Annotated in this window: 20 protein-coding genes; 7 read left to right on the top strand and 13 right to left on the bottom strand. The window is 65.3% G+C overall.

Annotated features, from left to right (window positions below; translation table 11 throughout):
• The first annotated feature begins 43 nt into the window (after positions 1-43).
• Positions 44-556: a hypothetical protein gene (locus tag QNN98_RS07050; protein WP_283996635.1), complete on the top strand. Its 513-nt coding sequence runs from the start codon at positions 44-46 to the stop codon at positions 554-556.
• On the top strand, positions 537-3,308 hold the full coding sequence (locus QNN98_RS07045; RefSeq protein WP_283996634.1) for an RHS repeat domain-containing protein: 2,772 nt from the start codon (positions 537-539) through the stop codon (positions 3,306-3,308). The genes QNN98_RS07050 and QNN98_RS07045 overlap by 20 nt, the downstream gene beginning before the upstream one ends.
• Positions 3,309-4,257: 949 nt before the next feature.
• On the opposite strand, the gene QNN98_RS07040 is transcribed toward QNN98_RS07045, so the two are convergent.
• Complete coding sequence (locus QNN98_RS07040) at positions 4,258-4,911, bottom strand: hypothetical protein (RefSeq protein WP_227926564.1); 654 nt, start codon at positions 4,909-4,911, stop codon at positions 4,258-4,260.
• A gap of 168 nt (positions 4,912-5,079) precedes the next feature.
• Positions 5,080-5,238, bottom strand: coding sequence for a hypothetical protein (locus QNN98_RS07035; protein WP_283996633.1), 159 nt, complete (start codon positions 5,236-5,238; stop codon positions 5,080-5,082).
• 314 nt (positions 5,239-5,552) lie between these two features.
• On the opposite strand from QNN98_RS07035, the gene QNN98_RS07030 reads away from it, so the two are divergent.
• Positions 5,553-6,236, top strand: coding sequence for an alpha/beta hydrolase family protein (locus tag QNN98_RS07030; RefSeq protein ID WP_227926566.1), 684 nt, complete (start codon positions 5,553-5,555; stop codon positions 6,234-6,236).
• Between the two features lie 16 nt (positions 6,237-6,252).
• On the opposite strand, the gene QNN98_RS07025 is transcribed toward QNN98_RS07030, so the two are convergent.
• Positions 6,253-6,804: a dihydrofolate reductase family protein gene (locus QNN98_RS07025; RefSeq protein WP_283996632.1), complete on the bottom strand. Its 552-nt coding sequence runs from the start codon at positions 6,802-6,804 to the stop codon at positions 6,253-6,255.
• A gap of 117 nt (positions 6,805-6,921) precedes the next feature.
• Here QNN98_RS07025 and QNN98_RS07020 point away from each other — a divergent pair, with 117 nt between their 5' ends.
• On the top strand, positions 6,922-7,806 hold the full coding sequence (locus QNN98_RS07020) for an alpha/beta hydrolase fold domain-containing protein (protein ID WP_283996631.1): 885 nt from the start codon (positions 6,922-6,924) through the stop codon (positions 7,804-7,806).
• Between the two features lie 22 nt (positions 7,807-7,828).
• Here QNN98_RS07020 and QNN98_RS07015 read toward each other — a convergent pair whose 3' ends face one another.
• The 7 genes from QNN98_RS07015 to QNN98_RS06985 form a co-directional block, all read right to left on the bottom strand.
• Complete coding sequence (locus tag QNN98_RS07015) at positions 7,829-8,842, bottom strand: ATP-dependent DNA ligase (protein ID WP_283996630.1); 1,014 nt, start codon at positions 8,840-8,842, stop codon at positions 7,829-7,831.
• Positions 8,843-8,851: 9 nt separating this feature from the next.
• Entirely contained in the window at positions 8,852-9,259 is a 408-nt protein-coding gene (locus tag QNN98_RS07010) for an SdpI family protein (RefSeq protein WP_283996629.1), read from the bottom strand.
• A 68-nt stretch (positions 9,260-9,327) separates the two neighbouring features.
• A complete protein-coding gene (locus tag QNN98_RS07005; RefSeq protein ID WP_227910880.1) occupies positions 9,328-10,017 on the bottom strand; it encodes an NUDIX hydrolase in 690 nt (229 codons plus the stop codon).
• Positions 10,018-10,074: 57 nt separating this feature from the next.
• Complete coding sequence (locus QNN98_RS07000; RefSeq protein ID WP_227910879.1) at positions 10,075-10,803, bottom strand: amino acid ABC transporter ATP-binding protein; 729 nt, start codon at positions 10,801-10,803, stop codon at positions 10,075-10,077.
• Entirely contained in the window at positions 10,800-12,260 is a 1,461-nt protein-coding gene (locus tag QNN98_RS06995; RefSeq protein WP_227926571.1) for an amino acid ABC transporter substrate-binding protein/permease, read from the bottom strand. The genes QNN98_RS07000 and QNN98_RS06995 overlap by 4 nt, the downstream gene beginning before the upstream one ends.
• Before the next feature lie 110 nt (positions 12,261-12,370).
• Positions 12,371-15,385 carry a bifunctional [glutamine synthetase] adenylyltransferase/[glutamine synthetase]-adenylyl-L-tyrosine phosphorylase gene (locus tag QNN98_RS06990; protein ID WP_283996628.1) on the bottom strand — a complete coding sequence of 1,005 codons (3,015 nt, stop codon included), beginning with the start codon at positions 15,383-15,385 and terminating at the stop codon, positions 12,371-12,373.
• Between the two features lie 20 nt (positions 15,386-15,405).
• Positions 15,406-16,746, bottom strand: coding sequence for a glutamine synthetase family protein (locus tag QNN98_RS06985; protein ID WP_227910876.1), 1,341 nt, complete (start codon positions 16,744-16,746; stop codon positions 15,406-15,408).
• Between the two features lie 163 nt (positions 16,747-16,909).
• On the opposite strand from QNN98_RS06985, the gene panB reads away from it, so the two are divergent.
• Positions 16,910-17,776 (top strand): 3-methyl-2-oxobutanoate hydroxymethyltransferase, encoded by an 867-nt coding sequence (panB, locus tag QNN98_RS06980; protein ID WP_227926573.1) that lies wholly within the window; start codon positions 16,910-16,912, stop codon positions 17,774-17,776.
• Here the strand turns inward: panB and QNN98_RS06975 are convergent, their stop codons facing one another.
• Complete coding sequence (locus tag QNN98_RS06975) at positions 17,777-17,941, bottom strand: SPOR domain-containing protein (RefSeq protein WP_227926574.1); 165 nt, start codon at positions 17,939-17,941, stop codon at positions 17,777-17,779.
• Positions 17,942-18,010: 69 nt separating this feature from the next.
• On the opposite strand from QNN98_RS06975, the gene map reads away from it, so the two are divergent.
• Both map and ppgK read left to right on the top strand, forming a co-directional pair.
• Positions 18,011-18,889, top strand: coding sequence for a type I methionyl aminopeptidase (gene map, locus QNN98_RS06970; RefSeq protein ID WP_227910873.1), 879 nt, complete (start codon positions 18,011-18,013; stop codon positions 18,887-18,889).
• 36 nt (positions 18,890-18,925) lie between these two features.
• A complete protein-coding gene (gene ppgK, locus QNN98_RS06965) occupies positions 18,926-19,729 on the top strand; it encodes a polyphosphate--glucose phosphotransferase (protein ID WP_227910872.1) in 804 nt (267 codons plus the stop codon).
• Positions 19,730-19,844: 115 nt separating this feature from the next.
• Here the strand turns inward: ppgK and nrdR are convergent, their stop codons facing one another.
• Entirely contained in the window at positions 19,845-20,345 is a 501-nt protein-coding gene (nrdR, locus tag QNN98_RS06960) for a transcriptional regulator NrdR (RefSeq protein WP_227910871.1), read from the bottom strand.
• 133 nt (positions 20,346-20,478) lie between these two features.
• Positions 20,479-21,837 carry a histidinol dehydrogenase gene (gene hisD, locus QNN98_RS06955; RefSeq protein WP_502864629.1) on the bottom strand — a complete coding sequence of 453 codons (1,359 nt, stop codon included), beginning with the start codon at positions 21,835-21,837 and terminating at the stop codon, positions 20,479-20,481.
• Between the last annotated feature and the right edge of the window lie 4 nt (positions 21,838-21,841).

The following is a 21,841-nucleotide window of genomic DNA, read 5'->3' as shown; positions in this document are numbered from 1 at the left end:
GCAATCAGCCTCCGCGTCAGTCTCGGATTTCTCGGGGGTCATCATGTCCATAGCGCTATCCCGCCGTGCCCAAAAAGCCGGCTCGCTTGCTGCCGCCGCAACGGCCGCAGCCCTGGTCCTGGGCTTCGCCGGCCCGGTCCAGGCCTACGCACCTTTAGCCGTTCCCGGTGCATCAACCGGGGCGCAGAACACCTTAGGACTCCTGGGGTCCCGTCCCGGGGCAACCCCGTTACCGGTGCCGGTCAGCGACACGGTCAGCGCCACTGTGGACGTCGGAACTGGCAACCTCTCCGTGTCCATCGGTGCCCTCAGCCTTCCCGGCATTAACGGCGACGCGAGCCTGGGCATGGTTTACAACTCCCGTTCCACGGACGACGCATCGTCGTTCACCAGTCCGCGCTGGAATCTGGCCCTGGCTTCCGCCGGCACCCTCTCCACCACGTCTAAAGGAGTCCTCTTCACCTCCGGGGATGGCTACTCCGCCCTCTTCACCCCGGTTTCCGGTTCCACCACAGCTTTCACCCCCCCCGGCCGGCGTGAAGGCCGACCTGGTTAAGACCGCCACCGGATATACGCTGACTTCCCGTACCACCGCCGAGGTCCAGACGTTTAACGCGGACGGCAAGGCGGTCTCCCTGGCCGACCGCAACGGCAACACAACCACGTTGGCCTACAACGGTGCCCGACCGACGAAGATCGTTGGAACCCGGGCCAGCGAGGCGGCCCGCACCGCCACCGTCAGCTACGGGTCCCAGAGCGGACTGGTCGAAAAAATCAGCCAGACCGCTGGCAGCAGCACCCGGTCTGCGACCTTCGGCAAGGACGACTACAGCCAGAACATGGTCATCTACCAGGACGTGAACGGCAAATCCACAAAGTTCGGTTACAGCGGGTCGCTGTTGACCCGGATCACCTCGCCCGCGGGATCGGCAGTGACTTTCACGTACGATAACCAGGGCCGCGTCACGAAGATTGAGCAGCTGAACGACAGTGCGGGTTCTCCCGGCGATTCCACCACCAGGCTCTCCTACGTCTCGGCCACCCAGGTGCTGCTCGCCGGACCGAATACCGATCAGGCCGCGGCCGTGAATGCCGTCCCGCGCACCACCTACACCCTGGACGGCACCGGGCGGGTCACCAATGTCGTGGACGCGGTCGGACGTACCCGTTCCAAGACCTATACCGCGGACTTCGATACCCTCACCGCAACCCAGGGCACCGGCACCAGTGCCGGCACCACCACCAACACCTACGGGGCCAACACCGGACAGTCCCTCACCGGGTCCCAGTCCTCAACCGGCGCAACCGGTAAGGCCGAATACGGCAACACAGCAGCGAGCACCAAGTACCTGGCCACCTCCAGCACCGACGATGCCGGGAATAAAAGCACTTACACCTTCAACGGGTCCGGGAACATGCTCTCCTCCTCCGATGCCCTCGCCGCCACTGCCGCGTTGACATACAGCGCCGACGGCACCGTGGCAGCCGCACAGGCACCGGGCAACGGCACCAACACCACTAAATACACCTATAACGCCGAGCACCAGCTCACCCGGGTCACCCCGGTGACCGGCTCTTCCCTGGCCGCCAAGGACTTCACCTACGACGAATGGGGACGAACCAAAACGGCCACCGACGGGCGCGGGAACACCACCACCTACACCTACGACACCCTCGGCCGGATCCTCACGCAATCCTTCTCCGACGGCACCGGGAAAATCACCTACACCTACAACGCCGACGGCCGGACCACCAAACGCGTCGACGGCTCCGGCACCACCACCTACGCCTACGACCGGCTCGGACGCCTCACCTCCCGTGCCAACTCCGCAGGCGGCGGAACGATCGACTACGGATATGACAAAGCCTCCAACCTGGTCGCTACGACCGACAGCCGCGGCACGACCAAATACGAGTTCGACGACGCCGGGGTGCCGGCCGCCTTGAAATATCTGCTGGACGGTACGGAAAAGACCCTCGCGTTCGCTGTCGATGACAAAGGCAGGCGTACCGACTCCTGGCTGCAGGCCAACAAGGACCGCACCGGGTGGGCCGCCCACACCCACACCGACTACGACTCTGCTGGGAAGGTCACCCGCGTCACCGCCCAGACCGGGCCGGGCAATACTGACAACACCCCGGTGATGGACCTGTCCTACTGCTACACCACAGGCACCACGGCACCTAACTGCACACCCAACCCCGCCTCGGACCGCACCAAGGTCCAGTGGATTAAGGACAACCTGTCCGGGGCTGTCTCCGCCTACACATACGACGGGGCAGGACGGCTCACCAAAGCAGTTGTCACCGGCGGGCCCTCCCCGGCAACCTACACCTACACCTACGACGCCCGCGGCAACCGGCTCACCGCCGGCGGCCCCTCCGGCACACAAACCCTGGCCGCGAACGCCGCCAATCAAATCACCACCGCCGGGTACGCCTTCGACGGCGCCGGGAACCTCACCGCCGATCCCGCCGGATCATACAAATACAACGGGGCCGAACAGATGACGACAGCCACCGTTGGCGGGAAGGCCTACACCTACAAATACGCAGGCCCAGCCCAGAACGAGCTGCTGTCCCAGACCACGCCTCAGGGCACCTATCAGCTCACCTACGGCCGAACGGACGCCCAGGGCCAACCGGTGATCGAACAGTTGAAGAAGGACAACCTCACCGCCTATGTGGAACACGACCCCGTCACCGGTGAACCGCTGATGCTGCGCACCAGCTCCGGCATGCAGTCACTGTATGTTTACGACGGAACCGGCAACCCCGCCGCCCTGATCACCAGCGGCAAGTATGTGGCCTTCGCCTACGCCTACGACCCCTACGGCAAGCCCACCCTCACCGAAGACTCCGGGGGCCTGGGTGTGCCGCAGAACCCGTACACCTTCAAGATCGGGCTCCAAGACCGGGCCACCGGCTGGGTAAAATACGGACAACGCTGGTACAACCCGGGCATCGGCCGCTGGACCCAAATGGACACCTTGGACGCGCCCCTGGACCCAGCTAATGCCAACCGTTATGCTTACTCCGCCAATGATCCAATCAACAACTCGGACCCACTCGGTCTCCTGGCAGGCGAGTGCGCTTTCTCTCAAGGAGCGCTGCTGGTGTCAGCTGCGGCTATCGTGTTTTCGGCCGCATCTATTCCCGTGACGGGTCCAATCGGCGCAGGAGCGGCTATTAATCTGTCCCTGGCCTTGATAGGCGGAGCAGCGGCGGGAACGTCCACCGTCGTTGCTTGCGACGATCCTTTTTATCCGCGTCAAGCTCTACCGCCCGTTCCACTGATAATTGATTAAGATTACGTCTGCGGTAGGTATGGCCGTCGAAAGGAGACACTTTGGGCCGTCGGCTTTGGCTTATCTCTATGTCTTTATACACAATATTTTCTGTGATGCTCTTAACAAGCGCCCTGATAAGAACTAGTTCTTTGGCTTGGCTATACGCAGCCATGGCCTTACTCGGCGTAGCCGCAATCGCGGGAACCGTTTACCAATCTAGACGTCGATAATTTTTGACCTTGATCCTAGATTCGCTATTTCTTACAAACAGCGGGGCCGGAACCTTCCGTGGGATTCCGGCCCCGCCCTGTCTTTGTTGTTTCCATTCGGAAGTGCACTGTCAAGCGTGAAAGACTAAGTAGATTTGCTGACTCCAGGTTCCGGGTTTTTGTGCCTGGCAAACCGGTGGAGGACCCAAACGGAACCGGCACGCTTCTCATGTTCCCTATCTTTGGCTGTATCGCATTTGGAGTGTGTCTCATAATATTTTCCATAACTGGTGTTCTAAAATGAACCCTTGAGCATAAGGGGGACCATGTGGTCGCTGTTGGTAATATTGATGATCGTCGGTTGCCTTTGCGGTGTCACGGCGTTCGTACACGCGATTACCCATAATCCACCAACGCGGACTTGCACCCACGGAATTCTACTATCGCGATACTCTTCATAGTAGCGGCGCGGACTGCATTTCTATCTTTCTGAGCACGGCTAGGAACGATACGTGGAGTTGCATTTTTGCGCTTATAGCTGATGTGCAAATCCACTGTCAGGTCGCTGATCGGTTTAATAATAGGCACTGAGATACGGCCGAGCCGACCAATTGGCAGACCGCCCGCCTAATCAAAATCGTAGGCCGGAGATCAGGGTGGCTACAGCGAACAGTTATCCCACGGCTTGAAATTGATGTCACACGACTTCCCATCGACCGTCGTGCTGCTCCAGATAGAGGATGATCGCCGGCGCCGTCCTACAGTGTCACGCCGTCGGGCAGATCCGGGGCGTCAAACTTCTGCCATTCGCACTCCGCGGCCAGCTGCGGATAGGTAGCGGCGATCAGGTCCAGGATCCGGTTGCGGACCACCAGGTACGCTTCACCAACGCCCACCACTCCTTTGAACTCCTTGAGCTCCGCCTCGTAGGAGGTCTGCTGGTGGCGCAGGTAGTTCACGGTCAGCCGGTTCAGCCGCGACGGTGCAGTGGACAGGCTCGCCGGGGACTGCTTGCCGCGCAGCCGGCCGTTGAAGTGTTCAATCGCCTTGCGCTGCACGCTCTCCCACGGCTCCGGGACGATGCGCAGGTCCAGTGACTGCGCGACGGCGACGGCGGCCTTCTTCTTCACCAGGGCACGTTCCCGGGCGGCCAGCTGGCGGTTGCGGGAGGCTTCGCGGGCCTTCCGGTACTCCGGGGTAGCCTCGATGGCCTCTACGCGCTCGAGCGCGTACAGCTTCATCGGCGCGGCCTTACGGGAGAACGGGTTGCGGGCCGTCTGATCCGGTTCCGGCAGGAAAGTCTTAATCTGTCCGTCCGTCCAGCCGCGCTCCTTTTTCAGGTCATTGGCGATGAGCATCCCCTCACTGTTGGCCGGCTTGGGACGCGGCGGATGATGTTTGCCTCTGGGCACGGTGCTCCTGCGCGAATGTAGTGGTTGTGTGCCCTCCATTCTAGGAGCGCCCGCCGATGGACCGGAAAAGCCCAAAATAAAACGCCGCCATTCCCGGTACGGGAACGACGGCGCAGACTTCGTTGCGCCCCGTCTACTGCAAGCGCTGCACAGTGTGCTGCTTGTGCGCTAGGCGGATGCCTCGGCGATGACCGGGCTCGGGGCCGGTTCCGCATTCAGCATACCGATCTCGGCTGCGGATACTCCCCCGGCAACCAGCGCGCAGGCGGCCGAAATAGCGGCAATCTGTGCGGTGAATCGTGAAGTGGTGGTCCTGGTGCGCGTCACGGCGACGTGCTTCAACATATAGTTGGTGCTCCCTTCAGAGGCATGTGGTGGAACTCCGGGCACGCCGAACACCGGCGGGTTCCTTCTGGTGTGGCTTCAGCGCCGGAGTGGTGACTGCGGTTCGTCGCCCAAGGCGGACCGCGGGGTTTCAGGAGAGGCTGCGCTGTGTACATACGATCTACATATGCGATCTATACGTGCGCTGGCGCCGGTAAGCGCGCCTTGGCCTTCAAATCCTGTCCGTTATCCAGTCTAGAGGCATTGGCGCCCGCTCTCAAGGAGGAGACCCCCGGGACTGCAGTAGATTAGGACACATGCAGTTCGAACCGTTTTCCCTCTCCATGGGCGAAGCAGTTCCTTCAGCGGTTTTCGCCCGGCCTGCAGAGTCCGCCGCCGTCGTCGTTGTGGCGCACGGTGCCGGAGCCGGAATGGAGCACCCCTTCCTGACGGGATTCACCGATGCGCTGAACGACGCCGGCCTGGCCACGCTGCGCTTCAACTTTCCCTACCGGGAGGCGGGCAGGAAGTTTCCGGACAAGGCGCCGGTAGCCGTCGAGACGTGGAAGGCGGCCATGGACGCAGCGCTTTCGCGCGGCGGCGATCTGCCGGTGTGGGCCTGCGGGAAGTCCTTCGGCGGGCGGATGGCGTCCATGGCCGTAGCGGAGGGGATGCCTGCCGCCGGGCTGGTGTATCTGGGTTATCCGCTGCATCCGCCGGGGAAGCCCGAGAAGCTGCGCGATGCCCACCTGTACGGACTTCCCCTGCCGATGCTGTTCCTGCAGGGCACAAGGGATCCGTTTGCCCTGCCGGGCGAACTCGAACCTGTCGCCGAACGGATCGGTCCCAATGCCGTGATCCAGCGTGTTGAGGGCGGGAACCATTCGTTCGAGGTCCGCGGGCAGAGGCGGCCGGCGGACGTCATCGGAGCTGGAATGGCAGGGCCGGTGGCAGACTTCGTCCGGGCGCACTTGCCGGCAGCTGATCAGTCCGCAGGCTGATCAGTCCGCACGCTGGTCAGTCCGCACGCCGTGCGTACGTGAGCAGGGCATTGCCGGAGGACGTGATCCGGGAGCTTTTCAGTTCGAGCCGGGTAGTGGGGTCTTCCGGCCGGAAGAGCCGCTCACCTCCGCCGGCGACGACGGGGTGGACCATCAGGGTCAGTTCGTCCAACAGCCCGGCGAAGAGCAGTTGCCGGACCACGGAGATGCTGCCCTGGATGCCGATGGTGCCGCCTTCGCTCCCGCGCAGGGCTGTGACGAAGTCTTCCAGCCCGCCCTCGATGAGCGAGGAGTTTTCCCATTCCAGCGGTCCGTCCAGGGTCCGGGACGCCACGTATTTCCGAACCGGGTTGATGAAGTCTCCGAACCCGTCGTCGTGGGCGGGGTCCGGCCAGTAGCCGGCCCACTGCTCGTAGGTTTTGCGGCCCATCAGCACCGTGTCCATATCGGCCAAAGCGGCTTCCATGGCCGGGCCCATGTCCTCATCGAAGTGGTCGAACTGCCAGAGGTTGGGTGATTCCACCACGCCGTCAACGGAGCTGAACAGGGACGAGGTCACTTTGCGCATGCCAGAAACGTTCCGGGCTCAGGTGGTGCGTGTCAACCGTGTAGTCTTCCGGCAGGTTTGCGTCTTGTTCTAAGCGGGGTGAAGGGGTGTTCGATGGCTAGTATGCCGCTAAGGCTGTTGACGCCATACCTGTGGCTGACCCGGAAACCCCTGACGGCAACCGCGGGGCGGGCGGAGAAACGGCTCACAGCGCCCAAGCGCCCGTCGCCTCCGCCCCGCCGGCTCCGGGGCGGTTTCCGGGTGGACGAACGCACCCTCAACGGCTTCACCTGTTACAGCGTGCAGCCCCGCGACCCGCGCCCTGCCTCCGCCTCTGCCTCCGCCTCCGCCTCCGCGGTGATGTATCTGCACGGGGGCGCCTACACCAGCCCCATCACCGGCTGGCACTGGCGCTTTATCGCCGGGCTGGCCGCCGCCGGCCACCGCGTTGAAGTCCCCCTGTACGGCCTGGCGCCCCGGTACAGCCACCGGGACACGACTGCGCTGCTGGCACCGCTCTACCAATCGATCCTGGCCGACATCCCGCCGGAGCGGGTGGCCTTGGCGGGCGATTCGGCCGGCGGCGGACTGGCTTTGGCCTTCGCCCAGCAGCTGCCGGCCCTGTCACTGCCGGCCCCGGGCCGCATGGTCCTGCTGTCCCCCTGGGTGGATCTGGCGATGGAGAACCCGGAACTGGACGAGGTGGAAAAGCATGATCCGTGGCTCAGCCGCACCGGGCTCCGCGTGTCCGCCCGCGCCTGGGCATCAGGAACCCCGCTGACGGATCCGCGCGTCAGCCCGCTCTACGGCGGCTTTGCCGGGCTGCCGCCCACACTGCTGTTTGCCGGGACCCGGGACCTGCCGTACCCCGACATCCGCAAGCTGGAAACCCGCATGCGGGCTGCAGGCGGCCAAGTGTCCCTGCAGGTGGCCGACGGCGGCGTCCACGTCTATCCGCTTCTGCCCGTCCCCGAGGGCAGGAAGGCGCGGAAACAGGTTCTGGGGTTTCTGGAAGAAGCCTGATCCGCCACCGGTGCCGGACCCCTCAGCGCAGCGCGGCAGGCAGCTCAATATCCCCGGGATCCAGGTCCGGACGCGGCCGCAGGAAGCGCAAGGCATGCCGGAACGAGGTCCCCGTAAACGCGGTGTCCGCCGACACCTCAACCACCACAGGCTCCACGCGGATGATCCGGGTGGGCTCCGCTCCAGCGTTGAACCGGTCCATGGCAGCGGACTTGATCAATTCCGGCCAGGGGTGGCCGTCGCCGGAAGCGTTCAGATGTGCCGCCAGCATTCGGGCAGCAGCAGGCTTCAACGGGGCACTGCGCCCGACTATCCGCAGCTCGCCGTCAATGACCAGCCCGGCCACCACCTCCCGCGGACGCGCCAGCGAACCGGTGACCGCCCCGCAGAGGACCTCCACCGTGTCCCGGTGCCGCAGCTTCAGCCACTGACGCTGCCCGCCCGCGTAGGCCTGCCCGGCCCCCTTGATCACCAGGCCCTCGATGCCCGTGGCAGGCAGGTCCCGCAGCCACTGCTCAGCCGTGTCCGGATCGGATGTTACCGGCGAAAGGTTCAGCGGGGCCTGCCAACTCCGGGCCAGTTCCGTCAGCAGCGCGCGGCGGTCCCGCAGGGGTATGCTCCGGATGTCCTGTCCGTCTACGGCCAGCAGGTCAAACACTGCCAACGACGCCGGTTTTGCACGTACCAGGGCGGCGATTTCCCGTCCTGCCACCAAGCGTTTCTGCAGGGCATCAAAGTCCAGCCGGTCGCCGGAAAAGACCACGGCTTCGCCGTCCAGCACGTACCCGGGCGGCACCTGGTCCGCCGCGGCGGCGGCCAGCTCCGCAAACACTGCGGTGAGGTCCTTCCCGTTGCGGGACTGAACCCGCGCACCGGCGCCGGTGACTATGACGGCAACCCGGAAACCGTCCCATTTGGGTTCATACAGGCATCCGCCCGGCAGCGCACCGGGACCGGGGAGCCGGTCCACCGGCCGGGCCAGCGCGAGCTCGTAGCCGCCTTCAGGGACGGATGCACGCAACGGTTCCGGCGTCACGACCCGGCCCTACTCAGGGGCAGACTGCCCTGGCTTGCTACCGTGCGGGACCGGAACGCCCGGGACCGCCCGTTCCTGAGCCACAACCCGGTAAGCGGCCCGGTTGGCTCGAACCGCGGCCCACAGGACCAGCCCCAGTACCGCCGCTGATCCGGCGATCACCGCAAAACCGGCCACGTCTTCCGAGCCGCGGAAGACAAGCGCGAACACGCCAAGTACGGCGAAAACAGCGGCCGCCGCATGGGTCGGGACCCGGGCTGCACGGTGGCCGGCGAGCCACGCCGCATCGGAAGCGGTCACGTAACCCACCCGGATGCCAACCAGGGAGTTGATCCCTATCCGGCCCCTGGCGGTGGCCTCCGCCGCCCACGAAAGCACAGCACCGCATCCAATCATCAAAACCCCGGTAAACCCCATGCAGGGAGTGTACCCGCCGGAACGCGTGCCGACGGCGGCTCACCCGCCGCCGGCCGTCCCCGGTGCAGCTAACTGCGTTCGTACCGCCAGTTCGTACCGTCCATCACCAGGCGGTGCCGGGGCGCCGGTGATCCCGGCACTGCCGACGTTCCATCCACCGGGGACGCCGCGCCGTCGTACTCTGCGTCCCCTTCCCAGCCGACCACCTTGACTGTGCCGTACCCGGCAAGCGGGCGGGTCCGGAAGGTTTCCGGTTCCGCGGCGGAGATGCGGGCCAGGGCGGCATCGGCGCCGCTGTCCTGCTGCAGGCCGTACAGGGTGACCCATGTGGGCGGTACCAGCTGCATCAGGCCGTTGCGGTGCCGGTCCAAGGCTTCAGCGGGGGCGAGCCACAAATGGTTCAGCAGCTCTCCCGGGTTGAGCCGGATATCGCCTGCTGGTGCCTTTACCGCGAAAAACCAGGTCTGGTACCGGCGCGGGATGTTCTCCGGCGGATACCAGCATGACAACGGCACCAGGTCTTCCGGATGCAGCAGCAGGCCGGTCTCTTCACCGGTCTCGCGCGTCCCGGCCCGACGGGCGGCCGCGGCTTCGGGTTCACCGCTGCGACGGTCCCCGGGGTCCACCCGGCCGCCGGGAAAGACCCAGGCGCCGCCGAAGGAACCCGCCGTCGGGCGCTCCAGCAGGAGCACCTCGGGCCCGGCGCCGGAGTCCCGCAGCAAAACGACAGTGGCCGCCGTACCGGTCAGTTCAGTCATGCCCAGAAGCATAACGAACAACGGCAGGCGGCCACTGCGGGCACAGCTGGGCCCGGGCTAGAGCACCTTTGCCAGGAAGTCCTGCAGGCGGGGTGCCTGCGGGCTGCCGAAGAGCTGGTCGGGGACGTTTTCCTCCACGATGTGCCCGTCGGCCATAAAGATCACGCGGTCCGCCACTTCGCGGGCAAAGCCCATTTCGTGGGTGACCACCACCATGGTCATGCCCTGCTTGGCCAGGTCACGGATAACCTGCAGCACCTCGCCCACCATCTCCGGGTCAAGGGCCGAGGTGGCCTCGTCGAAGAGCATGATGTCCGGCTTCATGGCCAGCGCACGGGCAATGGCCACGCGCTGCTTCTGGCCGCCGGAAAGCTGTGCGGGGCGGGCGTTGGCCTTGTCTGCCAGGCCCACCCGGTCCAGCAGGGCAAGGGCGGTCTTGCGGACCTCGGCCTTGGATGCCTTCTTCAGCTGCACCGGGGCCAGCATGATGTTTTCCAGCACGGTCATGTGCGGGAACAGGTTGAAGTGCTGGAAAACCATGCCGATGTGCTGGCGGACCGAGTTCAGGTCCACCTTCGGATCGGTCAGGTTGACGCCGTTGACCGAGACCGTGCCGCCGGTGATGTCTTCCAGCTTGTTCAGGCAGCGCAGGAACGTGGACTTGCCGGAGCCGGAGGGACCGATGACGCATACTACTTCGCCCTCGGCCACAGCCACGTCCAGGCCCTTGAGCACCTCGTTGGAGCCGTAGGACTTCCGCAGCCCGATGGTTTCGATCTTGCTCACTTGTTAAACCTCTTATCCAAGACGTCAGCCAGCTTGGTCAGCGCCGTAATGACGATGAAGTACAGCGCAGCCACAATGAGGAGGACCTCCGCGGTGCGGAAGTTCACGGCGTAAACCTGCTGGCCCTGGTAGGTCAACTCCGCGAAGCCGATGACGGCCAGCAGCGACGTGTCCTTCAGCGTGATGACGAACTGGTTGATGAAGGACGGCGTCATGATCTTGATGGCCTGCGGAATGATGACCTTCTGCATGGTCTTCACGTAGCCCAGCCCCAGGCTGCGGGCCGCTTCCATCTGGCCCGGGTCCACGGACTGGATGCCGCCACGCACAATCTCCGTCATGTAGGCACCGGCGTTCAGGCTCAGCGTCAACACGCCGGCAGTCAGGACATCCACGGGACGGTCGATGATCTGCGGCAGGCCGAAGTAGAAGAAGAACGCCTGGACCAGAACGGGAGTGCCTCGGAAGATGCTCACGTAGATGGTGGCGATGCCGCGCAGGACCTTGTAGTTGCCGACCTTCAGGAAGCCGAAAAAGACACCCAGGATCAGCGCGAAGAACAGGGACAGTGCGGTGGCCAGCAGGGTCAGGCCCAGCCCCTTGGCGAAGGCCGGAGCGTTGTCCGTGACCAGGGCCCAGAAGCTGGAATCCGCGGCGCCTGCCTCAAGATAGGTGTCCAGGATTTCCTGGTACTCCCCGCTTGCCTTCAGCTCGGCGAGGCCCTCGTTGAAGGCCGCGAGGAGTTCGGCGTTGGTGCCCTTGTTAACGGCAAAGCCGTAGGAGCTGCCGGCTTCCTTCTCCGTGACGGTTTTCAGCCCGTTGCCGGACTTCACGCCGTAGGCAAGCACCGGGTAGTCATCGAACACGGCAACGGAACCGCCGGCTTTGACGTCGTCGTACATCTGCGCGGACTGCGCAAAGGCAACCACTTCGAAGCCGTATTCGCCCTTGATGGACTCTGCGAACGTCTGGCCCTCGGTGCCGGTCTTGACGGCAACACGCTTGCCGCGCAGATCCTCATAGCCCTTGACGTCATCATTGTTCTCGGCAACGGCCATCTGGATGCCGGACTCAAAATACGGGTCCGAGAAGTCGAAGACCTTGCGGCGTTCGTCGGTGATGGACATGCCCGCAATGACGCCGTCCACCTGGTTGGACTGCAGTGACTGCAGTGCAGCGTCAAAGCCCAGGGACTGGATTTCGACGCCGAAACCCTCTTCCTCGGCGATGGCGTTCATAAGGTCCATGTCGATGCCCACGAGTTCGCCGTCCTGGCGGAACTCGAACGGCGCGAAGGTGGTGTCGGTGCCGACGATGAAGGATTTATCCTCCACGCCGTCCGCTGCGAAAGCCCCGGCCGCAGGTACACCCAGCAGCAAAGCCAGGGTTGCGAGGAATGCGGTCAGCGGTACGGCCAGTTTAGCCGGGCCCTTAAAGGCCCGTTTGCCACTAAGCAAAGTTAACGTCTCCTAGCTCTTTCACTGCGGCTGGCGCCGCAAATGCCCCCATAGAGACTACCTAGAGCAGTGGCAATGCAACGAACCGGAACGGCCCGTAGAAACGTGAGCTACGTCCCGTAGCCGTAGAAATACCGTTCGAAAACGGCCCGCGCATGCCGGGTGTCGCGCAGGTAATCCTCCTCCAGGACCCCGCCCTGACCTGCGCCGTAGCCGCACCAGCGGGCCACGGCATCCAGTTCCCGGCGGGACGAAGGCAGGACATCGGCGTTGCGGCCGCCTCGGATAACGTTTGCGCTTCGGATCCGGCTGGCGAGCAGCCAGGCGTGCCGCAGCGTCTCGACGTCGGCAGCAGGAAGCAGCTTCGCGGCCTCGATCGCGTCCAGTGCCGGTATGGTCGCCGTGACGCGCAGTTCCGGGATCCGGTGGGCGTGCTGGAGCTGCAGCAGCTGTACCAGCCACTCCACGTCGCTCAGCCCGCCCCGGCCCAGCTTGAGCTGGCGGGAGGGGTCGGCGCCGCGGGGCAGCCGTTCCGCCTCCACCCGGGCCTTGATGCGCCGGATCTCGCGCACATCCTTGTCGGTAACCTCGCCGGGGTAGCGCACCGGGTCGATCAGCGCCATGAAATCTTCGGCGAGGGCGTCGCTGCCGGCCATCGGACGGGCCCGCAGCAGGGCCTGCGCTTCCCAGGCCAGGGACCACCGCTCGTAGTAGCCGCGGTAGGATTCCAGGCTGCGCACCAGCGGACCCTGCCGCCCTTCGGGCCGCAGCCCGGCATCCAGCACCAGGGTGCGTTCGGCCAGGATGGCCGGGGTGCAGGGCTGCTGCAGGAAGGTCGAAATGGAGGACACGATTTTTTCGGCCTGGGCCTGCGCCGCCGCAGGATCAGCCCCGGCCAGGGGCCGGTGCACGTACATGACGTCCGCATCCGAGCCGTAGCCGATTTCGCGGCCGCCCTGCCGGCCCATTGCCACCACCAGCATGTCCGTAAGTTTGCCGCTGCTGCCGAAGACTTCCCCCTCCGCAACGTTTAGGGCGCCGAGGACAGCAGCCCGGTCGGCGTCGGCCAGCGCCTGTCCCACCTCCTGCTGGCTGAGCAGTCCGGCGCTGTCGGCCACCGCAATGCGCAGCATTTCCCGGCGGCGGATCAGCCGGATCAGCCGCATGGCCTCCGCCGGCCGGGGATGGCGGGACATTTTGGACTGGATTTCCTGCCACTGCGTGTCGAAGGGGACGGGGACCAGGTCCTTGTCGGAGCCGAGCCAGGCGGTGGCCTCGGGGGAAACTTCCAGCAGGTCCGTGATGAACCGGCTGGAGGACAGGATGGAGCACAACCGCTCCCCCGCCGCCGAGGAGTCCCGCAGCATGCCCAGGTACCAGTGGGTGTCCCCCAGGTTCTCGCTGAGCCGCCGGAACCCCAGGAGCCCGGCGTCGGGATCCACGCCGTCGGCCAGCCAGGCCAGCAGCACCGGCAGCAGCTGCCGCTGGAGGGCTGCGCGGCGGCTTACCCCCACGGTCAGGGCTTCAATGTGGCGCATGGCTCCGCGGGGATCGGCATATCCGAGCGCGGCCAGGCGGGCCTGCGCGGCTTCGGGGCTTAGCCGGACCTCATCGGCGCTGAGGTTCGCTGCGGTGCTCAGCAGCGGACGGTAGAAGATGCTCTCATGCAGCTGTCGGACCAGCCGTTTGGTGCGCATCCACTGCTCACGCAGGCGGTCTGCGCTGGGGCGCTCTGCAGTCAGCGATCCGGCGCTGGCCTTCGCCAGGGCGCGCAGGGCGGTGTCGCTTTCGGGCATCAGGTGCGTGCGGCGCATATGCACCATCTGGATCCGGTGTTCGAGTACCCGCAGGTAGCGGTAGGACTCGTCCAGTGCACGGGCGTCGGTGCGGCCGATGTACCCCGCGTCGCTCAGGGCGGCAATCGCCGCCGTGGTGCCGCGCACCCGCGGCGACTCGTCGACGCGTCCGTGCACCAACTGCAGCAGCTGGACGGTGAATTCGACGTCGCGCAGCCCGCCGCTGCCCAGCTTCAGCTGCCGGGACTCCTCGTGGGCTGGAATGTTCTGGGTGACCCGGCGGCGCATGGCCTGGACCGATTCCACAAACCCGTCCCGTTCGGAGCTGCTCCAGATCAGGGGTGCAACCGCTTCCTCATAGCGGCGTCCCAGCTCCGCATCCCCGGCCATGGCACGCGCCTTCAGCAGGGCCTGGAACTCCCAGCTGTGCGCCCACCGCTGGTAGTAGTTCAAGTGCGAATCCAGGGTTCGGACCAGGGGCCCGTCCTTGCCCTCGGGCCGCAGGTTCGTGTCCACTTCCCAGAGCGGCGGCTCAGGTGCGGAGGCATTAATGGCCCGGGAGATGCCGGCGGCCAGTGCCGTGCCGATGGCCGAGGCGCGCTGCTCGTCCAGCCCGTCGCCGTCGATCACGTAGATCACGTCCACGTCGGAGATGTAGTTCAGCTCCCGCGCTCCCGCTTTGCCCATGCCGATCACCGCCAGCTTTACGGCAGCAATATCCTCGGCCGGGTAGCTGGCCGCAAGTTCCGCGCGGGAGACAGCCAAGGCAGCTTCCAGTGCCGCACCGGCGAGGTCGGCCAGTTCGCGGCCGGCCGCCGGGAGGTAGTCCGTGGGCGACGCCGCCCCGAGGTCGCGGACGGCCAGGTCCAGCACGTGCCGGCGGTACCGGGCGCGCAGCGCCACGTAGGCATCGGCGCCCGTAACCCCGGCCACCGGGGCTGCTCCGCTGCCGGCGTGTACGGCGTCCAGCAGCGAGGCGCGCAGCGCCGCCCCGTCGGTACTGCCGGGCTCGGCACGCAGCTGGCGCTGCAGCACCCCGACGTCACCGGGATGGCGCATCAGGAACTCCGCCAGGGCCTCGGACGCGCCGAGCAGGCGGAACAGCGCTTCGCTCTCTTCGGCACCGGCGTTGACCAGGTCCACCAGTTCCGGGGCACGGCCGATCAGCCGCACCAGCGACTGCAGTGCCAGGTCCGGATCCGCCGAGAAGTTGAACCCGGCAAACAGTGCGTCCTCATCCACCGGGGCAAGTTCGGGCGCGGCCAGGAAACGGGTGCTCTTCTCCAGGTCGTGGAACCCCGTGGCGATCATCCGCCGGGACAGGCTCATGGGTAGTACCGTGCCTTCGCCTAAAGGATGCCCAGGTTTTTCTGCAGCTCGAACCGGGTCACGTGCTGGCGGTACTCGTTCCAGTCCGCCCGCTTGTTGCGCAGGAAATTCTCGAAGACCTGCTCGCCGAGAATGTCCGCCACCAGTTCGGATTCCTCCATAACGCGCACGGCATCATGCAGCGACGCCGGCAGCGGATCGTGGCCCATGGCGCGCCGTTCCGCGGCGCTCAGGCTCTCAATGTCGTCTTCGGCGCCCGGCGGCAGCTCGTAGCCCTCTTCGATGCCCTTCAGGCCGGCACCAAGCAGCACGGCGTAGGACAGGTACGGGTTGGCGGCGGAGTCGATGCCGCGGTATTCGATGCGGGCGGACTGCCCCTTGTTCGGCTTGTAGAGGGGCACGCGCAGCAGCGCCGAGCGGTTGTTGTGGCCCCAGGAAAGGTAGCTGGGTGCTTCCCCGCCGCCCCAGAGCCTCTTGTAGGAATTTACGAACTGGTTGGTGACCGCAGTGAATTCCGGAGCATGGCGCAGGATACCGGCCATGAACTGGCGGGCAGTCTTGGACAGCTGGAACTCGGCGCCGGCTTCGAAGAAGGCGTTGGAATCGCCTTCGAAGAGCGAGAAGTGCGTGTGCATGCCGGAGCCGGGGTGGTGCGAGAAGGGCTTGGGCATGAAGCTGGCGTAGCAGTCAGTCATCAGCGCCACTTCCTTGACGACCGTGCGGAAGGTCATGATGTTGTCCGCGGTCTGCAGGGCATCGGCGTAGCGCAGGTCGATCTCATTCTGGCCGGGGCCGGCTTCGTGGTGGCTGAATTCCACCGAGATGCCCACGGCTTCCAGCATGGACACAGCGGTGCGGCGGAAGTCCTGGGCAACGCCGCCGGGCACGTGGTCGAAGTAGCCGGCCCGGTCCACGGGAACCGGCTCGCCGTTTTCATCCAGCTGGTCCGACTTGAGCAGGTAGAACTCGATTTCCGGATGGGTGTAGCAGGTGAAGCCCATGTCGGCGGCCTTGGCGAGCTGGCGCTTCAGGACGTTGCGCGGATCCGCGGCGGAGGGCTGGCCGTCCGGCGTCAGGATGTCGCAGAACATCCGCGACGTCTGCTCCTCGTCGCCGCGCCAGGGCAGGATCTGGAAGGTGGAAGGGTCCGGCTGGGCCAGCATGTCGGACTCGAAGATGCGTGCCAGGCCCTCGATCGAGGAGCCGTCGAAGCCCAGGCCTTCCTCGAAGGCGCCTTCCACTTCCGCAGGTGCCAGCGCCACGGACTTCAGCGAGCCCACGACGTCGGTAAACCACAACCGCACAAACCGGACATCGCGCTCTTCAATGGTGCGCAGAACGAATTCCTGCTGGCGGTTCATCCTTACCTTCTTTCTGTACCTGCTCAGGGGCATGTGAAACTTTCTTCACTCTACCTACGTGCGCGCGGTTTGGGCCGCAGCGGTGCGTATGCGGCCGTTGCGTTACGCCGGGCGGATACCCGCGGGCCGGTTCCCGGCGGCCGTTCTTTAGTAGGCTCAAGTAATGACCAGTGCCGAACAGCCTTCCCCGTACGCCGCCGCACCCGCGGACCCTTCAGCTCCCGCGGCACCGCCGCTGAAGAAGATCCGCATTTCCCACCTGCAGCAGCTCAAGGACAACGGCGGCAGGTTCGCCATGCTGACCGCCTATGACCAGTACGCCGCAGGCATCTTCGACGAAGCCGGCATCGAAGTCCTGCTGGTGGGCGACTCCGCTGCGAACAACGTGATGGGACACGCCACCACCCTGCCCATCACCATGGACGAGATGATTGTTTTCGCCCGCTCCGTCACCGCCGGCGCCAAGCACTCCCTGGTGGTCTGCGACCTGCCTTTCGGCTCCTACGAAGTCTCCCCCGCACAGGCCATCGAGTCCTCCGTGCGGCTGATGAAGGAGGGGCTGGTGCACGCCGTCAAGATGGAAGGCGGCCGGCACTACGTTGACCATGTGCGCGCCATGACCGCCGCCGGCATCCCCGTGATGGCCCATGTCGGCTTCACGCCGCAGGCCGAGCATGCCCTGGGCGGCTACAAGGTGCAGGGACGCGGAGAAGCCGGTGCCGCCGTCGTGCAGGACGCCGTGGCCCTGGCAGAGGCCGGCGCGTTCTGCGTGCTGATGGAGATGGTGCCCGCGGATGTGGCCGCCGAGGTCGACGCCGCGGTGCGCGTGCCGACCATCGGCATCGGGGCGGGCAATGCCACCACCGGGCAGGTGCTGGTCTGGCAGGACATGGCCGGGCTGCGCGGCGGAAAGCAGCCGCGGTTCGTCAAGGCCTTTGCCGACCTGCGCAGCGAGCTGTCCCGGGCGGCGAAGGAATACGCCGACGAAGTACGCAGCGGTTCCTTCCCCGGCCCGGAGCACAGCTTCTAGCTAGTTGTCCTCGTCCGCGTCCCAGGCCTTGTTCCGGGCCTGGACCTTCTGGAGCGCCAGTTCGGCCTCTTCGCGGGTAGGGTAGGGCCCCAGCAGCTTCGTCCAGTCCGACTGCGGGCCTTCCTCCACCTCGTGCGTTACGACGTTGAACCAGTAATCGGCCATCAGCTGTCCTCCTGTTGCTTGGTGTGTGCTCGTCCCCCGGCCGCAGCCGCTGGCGATAAGATCGATGGTATGCCCCAAAAACTTGCCGCAGCACCCGTTGGACACCTGTCGCCCGGGAGCGTGAGCCCCCGGCTGCGCGTTCCCGCGTCAATCCCGCGTCCCGAATACGTGGACAAGGAAGCACCCGCCCCCTTCACCGGTTCCGAGGTCAAGTCAGCCGAGACCATCGAGAAGATCCGGATTGCTTCCAAGGTGGCGGCGCAGGCCATTGTGGAAGTCGGCAAGCACATTGCCCCCGGCGTCACCACCGACGAGCTGGACCGGGTGGGGCACGAATTCCTCCTCGACCACCATGCCTACCCCTCCACGCTGGGTTACCGGGGGTTCCCGAAGTCGCTGTGCTCCTCCATCAACGAGGTCATCTGCCACGGCATCCCGGACACCACGGAACTGGCCGACGGCGACATCATCAACATCGACATCACCGCGTACATGGACGGCGTGCACGGCGACACGAACTGGACCTTCCTGGTGGGCGACGTGGACGAGGAATCCCGCCTGCTGGTGGAGCGCACGCAGGAATCGCTGCGCCGGGCCATCAAGGCCGTTGCGCCGGGACGGGAAATCAATGTCATCGGCCGTACCATCGAGTCCTATGCCAAGCGTTTCGGATACGGCGTGGTCCGTGATTTCACCGGCCACGGCGTCGGCGAAGCCTTCCACACCGGCCTGATCATCCCGCACTACGACGCCGCACCGGCGTACAGCAGGCTGATTGAGCCGGGAATGGTGTTTACCATTGAACCAATGCTCACGCTCGGAACCATTGAGTGGGACATGTGGGATGACAACTGGACAGTTACGACCAAGGATCGCAAGCGTACGGCGCAGTTCGAGCACACCCTGCTCGTGACTGAGGACGGCGCCGAAGTTCTGACCCTTCCCTAATCCGCAGACCGAGCTCAGAACTACTACTGGAGAACCATGGCCAAGAAGCATAAGTCCGACAAGCACGTCGACGCCGTCATCGGAATTGATATCGGCGGTACCGGCATCAAGGGCGGCATTGTCGACCTGTCCAAGGGCAAGCTGATTGGCGAACGCTACCGCATTCCCACCCCGCAGCCGGCCACCCCCGAAGCCGTAGCCGGGGTTGTGGGGCAGATCGTCGCCGAGCTCTCCTCCCGCCCGGAGGGACCCGGCCCCGATGTTCCGGTGGGCGTTACGTTCCCGGCCATCATCTCCCACGGCATCGCCCGCTCCGCGGCCAACGTCGACAAGAGCTGGGTGGACACCGACGTCGACGCACTGCTGACCAAGGCGCTCGGGCGCGATGTCCAGGTCATGAACGACGCCGACGCCGCCGGCCTCGCCGAGGCACGTTACGGTGCCGGCCGCGAAGTGGACGGCACCGTACTGGTGATCACCCTGGGCACCGGTATCGGCTCGGCGCTGATCTACAAGGGCGTGCTGGTCCCCAATGCGGAACTGGGCCACCTGGAGATTGACGGCCACGACGCCGAGACGAAGGCTTCCGCGTCCGCCCGCGAACGGGACGGCATCAGCTGGGAAGAATACTCCAAGCGGCTGCAGCGCTACTTCTCCCACGTGGAGTTCCTCTTCTCCCCCGACCTGTTCGTGATCGGCGGCGGCATCTCCAAGCGCAGCGAGGACTTCCTGCCGATGCTGGACCTGCGCACCCCGCTGGTCACCGCCAACCTGAAGAACAACGCCGGCATTGTGGGCGGCGCCCTGCAGGCGGCCCTGCACTTCAAGTACATCAAGTAGCCGGACGGCAGCACCGCACAAAAACGGCGCGCAAAAGCGGCGGAAGGGATTCTCCCTTCCGCCGCTTTTTCGCATCTAAAGCTATTGGGTCCCCTGGCCGGATCCGGCCCGGGACCTACTGGGCGCCCAGCGGGCGCTGCGCGCCGGACGGGACCCGCCCGCGGTTTTGCTGCGCTTCGGCCCGTAGTTTTTCAATGGCCGTCTCGAAGTCTTCCAGCGAGTCGAAGGACTGGTAGACGCTGGCAAAGCGCAGGTACGCCACCTGGTCCAGTTTCTGCAGCGGGGTGAGGATGGCCAGCCCCACGCCGTTCGCGTCGATTTCAGCCACACCGCTGGCCCGGATGGATTCCTCCACTTCCTGGGCCAGCATGGCCAGGTCATCCTCGCTGACCGGACGGCCCTGGCAGGCTTTGCGCACGCCGTTGATGACCTTGCTGCGGCTGAAGGGTTCGGCTACGCCGGAACGCTTGATCACGCTGAGGCTGGTGGTTTCCACCGTGGAGAAACGGCGGCCGCACTGCGGGCACTGCCGCCGGCGGCGGATGGCCGACCCGTCGTCGGCCAGGCGGCTGTCCACGACGCGGGAGTCGGCGTTGCGGCAAAACGGACAGTACATGTCCCGTCCTTTCGGGAAGGCGCCTTATGGTGCTCCCACTATAGGGCGCACTTTGCCTGAGCACCAAGTGGAGGACCACAACATGTAGTAGGTGCTCCTACTACATGTTGCGGGTATCCCGAAGGGTTAGCGGTTATTCGAAACGGACCGTGACCGCGTCCCCGTGCGCCGGCAGATCCTCGGCGATGGAAAGGGCAACAATGTCACCGCTGACTTCCTGCAGCGCCTCACGGTTGTAGTTGATCATCTGGATGGCGCGCATAAAGGTGGTGACGTTCAGCCCCGAGGAAAAGGCTGCGGTGCCGCCGGTGGGCAGCACGTGATTGGACCCGGCGCAGTAGTCACCCAGGCTCACGGGACTGTAGTTGCCCACGAAGATGGCACCGGCACTGCGGATTCGGCCGGCCACGGCTTCGGCATCGGCCGTCTGGATTTCCAGGTGTTCGGCAGCGTAGGCGTCACATACCGCAATGCCCTGCTCCAGCCCGTCCACGAGGATAACGCCGGACTGGGGGCCGGACAGGGCCGTGCGCACACGGTCGCTGTGCTTGGTGGCCCGGACCTGGGCGTCCAGTTCAGCCCGGACCTTTTCAGCGAGGGATTCGGACGCCGTGACGAGGACCGACCCGGCATTGGGATCGTGTTCGGCCTGGCTGATCAGGTCGGCGGCCACGAGCCGCGGGTCAGCGGTTTCGTCGGCGAGAACCATGATTTCCGTGGGTCCCGCTTCGGAGTCGATTCCCACTACGCCCTTGACCAGCCGCTTGGCGGTGGCCACAAAGACGTTGCCCGGGCCGGTGACCACATCCACCGGCAGGATGGCGGCATTATTTTCATCCTCCCGCACCCCGTAGGCGAAGGCGGCAATGGCCTGGGCGCCGCCCACGGCATAGACCTCGGTGATGTCCAGCAGCTTGGCCGCAGCGAGGATGGTGGGGTGCGGCAGCCCGCCGAATTCCTTCTGCGGCGGCGAGGCCAGTGCCAGGGAGGAAACTCCTGCGGCCTGCGCCGGCACAACGTTCATGATTACCGAGGAGGGATACACCGCAAGCCCGCCCGGAACATACAGTCCCACCCGGGAGACCGGCACCCATTTGTGGGCCAGGAGGGCACCGGGGCGGATTTCCACTTCGGCGTCGGCGGGACGCTGGGCGGCAGCGAAAATCCGGGTCCGCTCAATGGCCGTTTCCAGTGCCGTACGGACCGCCGGGTCCAGCTGCTCCAGCGCTGAGTCCAGCGCGGTTTCGGGCACCCGCACCGTGTGCTGCTGAACGCCGTCGAAACGCTCTGCCAGTTCCGTCAGCGCGGCGAATCCGCGGGTACGGACGTCGGTGATGATGGCTGAGACGGCGTCGGACGCGGCGTCGAACGTCGTTTCGGCACGCGGCATGGCACCCTTGAGCTCCGCGGGGCGCAGGTGCCGACCGCGCAGGTCGATGGTGCGGAAGGAGTCAAAGGCTGCTTCGGGACTGGTTGGATTCACGCATTTCATTCTA

Origin of the sequence: Arthrobacter sp. zg-Y1143, assembly GCF_030125565.1 — a bacterium.
GTDB lineage: Bacteria > Actinomycetota > Actinomycetes > Actinomycetales > Micrococcaceae > Arthrobacter_B.
This window is presented reverse-complemented; position numbering and strand designations above follow the sequence as displayed.

Excerpts from the sequence above, each read along its gene's own strand:
- QNN98_RS07005 (WP_227910880.1), bottom strand. The coding sequence starts at position 10,017 with ATGACTGAACTGACCGGTACGGCGGCCACTGTCGTTTTGCTGCGGGAC.
- hisD (WP_502864629.1), bottom strand. The coding sequence starts at position 21,837 with ATGAAATGCGTGAATCCAACCAGTCCCGAAGCAGCCTTTGACTCCTTC.
- panB (WP_227926573.1), top strand. The coding sequence starts at position 16,910 with ATGACCAGTGCCGAACAGCCTTCCCCGTACGCCGCCGCACCCGCGGAC.
- QNN98_RS07010 (WP_283996629.1), bottom strand. The coding sequence starts at position 9,259 with ATGGGGTTTACCGGGGTTTTGATGATTGGATGCGGTGCTGTGCTTTCG.
- QNN98_RS07025 (WP_283996632.1), bottom strand. The coding sequence starts at position 6,804 with ATGCGCAAAGTGACCTCGTCCCTGTTCAGCTCCGTTGACGGCGTGGTG.
- QNN98_RS06990 (WP_283996628.1), bottom strand. The coding sequence starts at position 15,385 with ATGAGCCTGTCCCGGCGGATGATCGCCACGGGGTTCCACGACCTGGAG.
- QNN98_RS06985 (WP_227910876.1), bottom strand. The coding sequence starts at position 16,746 with ATGAACCGCCAGCAGGAATTCGTTCTGCGCACCATTGAAGAGCGCGAT.
- map (WP_227910873.1), top strand. The coding sequence starts at position 18,011 with ATGCCCCAAAAACTTGCCGCAGCACCCGTTGGACACCTGTCGCCCGGG.
- QNN98_RS06975 (WP_227926574.1), bottom strand. The coding sequence starts at position 17,941 with ATGGCCGATTACTGGTTCAACGTCGTAACGCACGAGGTGGAGGAAGGC.
- QNN98_RS07050 (WP_283996635.1), top strand. The coding sequence starts at position 44 with ATGTCCATAGCGCTATCCCGCCGTGCCCAAAAAGCCGGCTCGCTTGCT.
- QNN98_RS07030 (WP_227926566.1), top strand. The coding sequence starts at position 5,553 with ATGCAGTTCGAACCGTTTTCCCTCTCCATGGGCGAAGCAGTTCCTTCA.
- nrdR (WP_227910871.1), bottom strand. The coding sequence starts at position 20,345 with ATGTACTGTCCGTTTTGCCGCAACGCCGACTCCCGCGTCGTGGACAGC.
- ppgK (WP_227910872.1), top strand. The coding sequence starts at position 18,926 with ATGGCCAAGAAGCATAAGTCCGACAAGCACGTCGACGCCGTCATCGGA.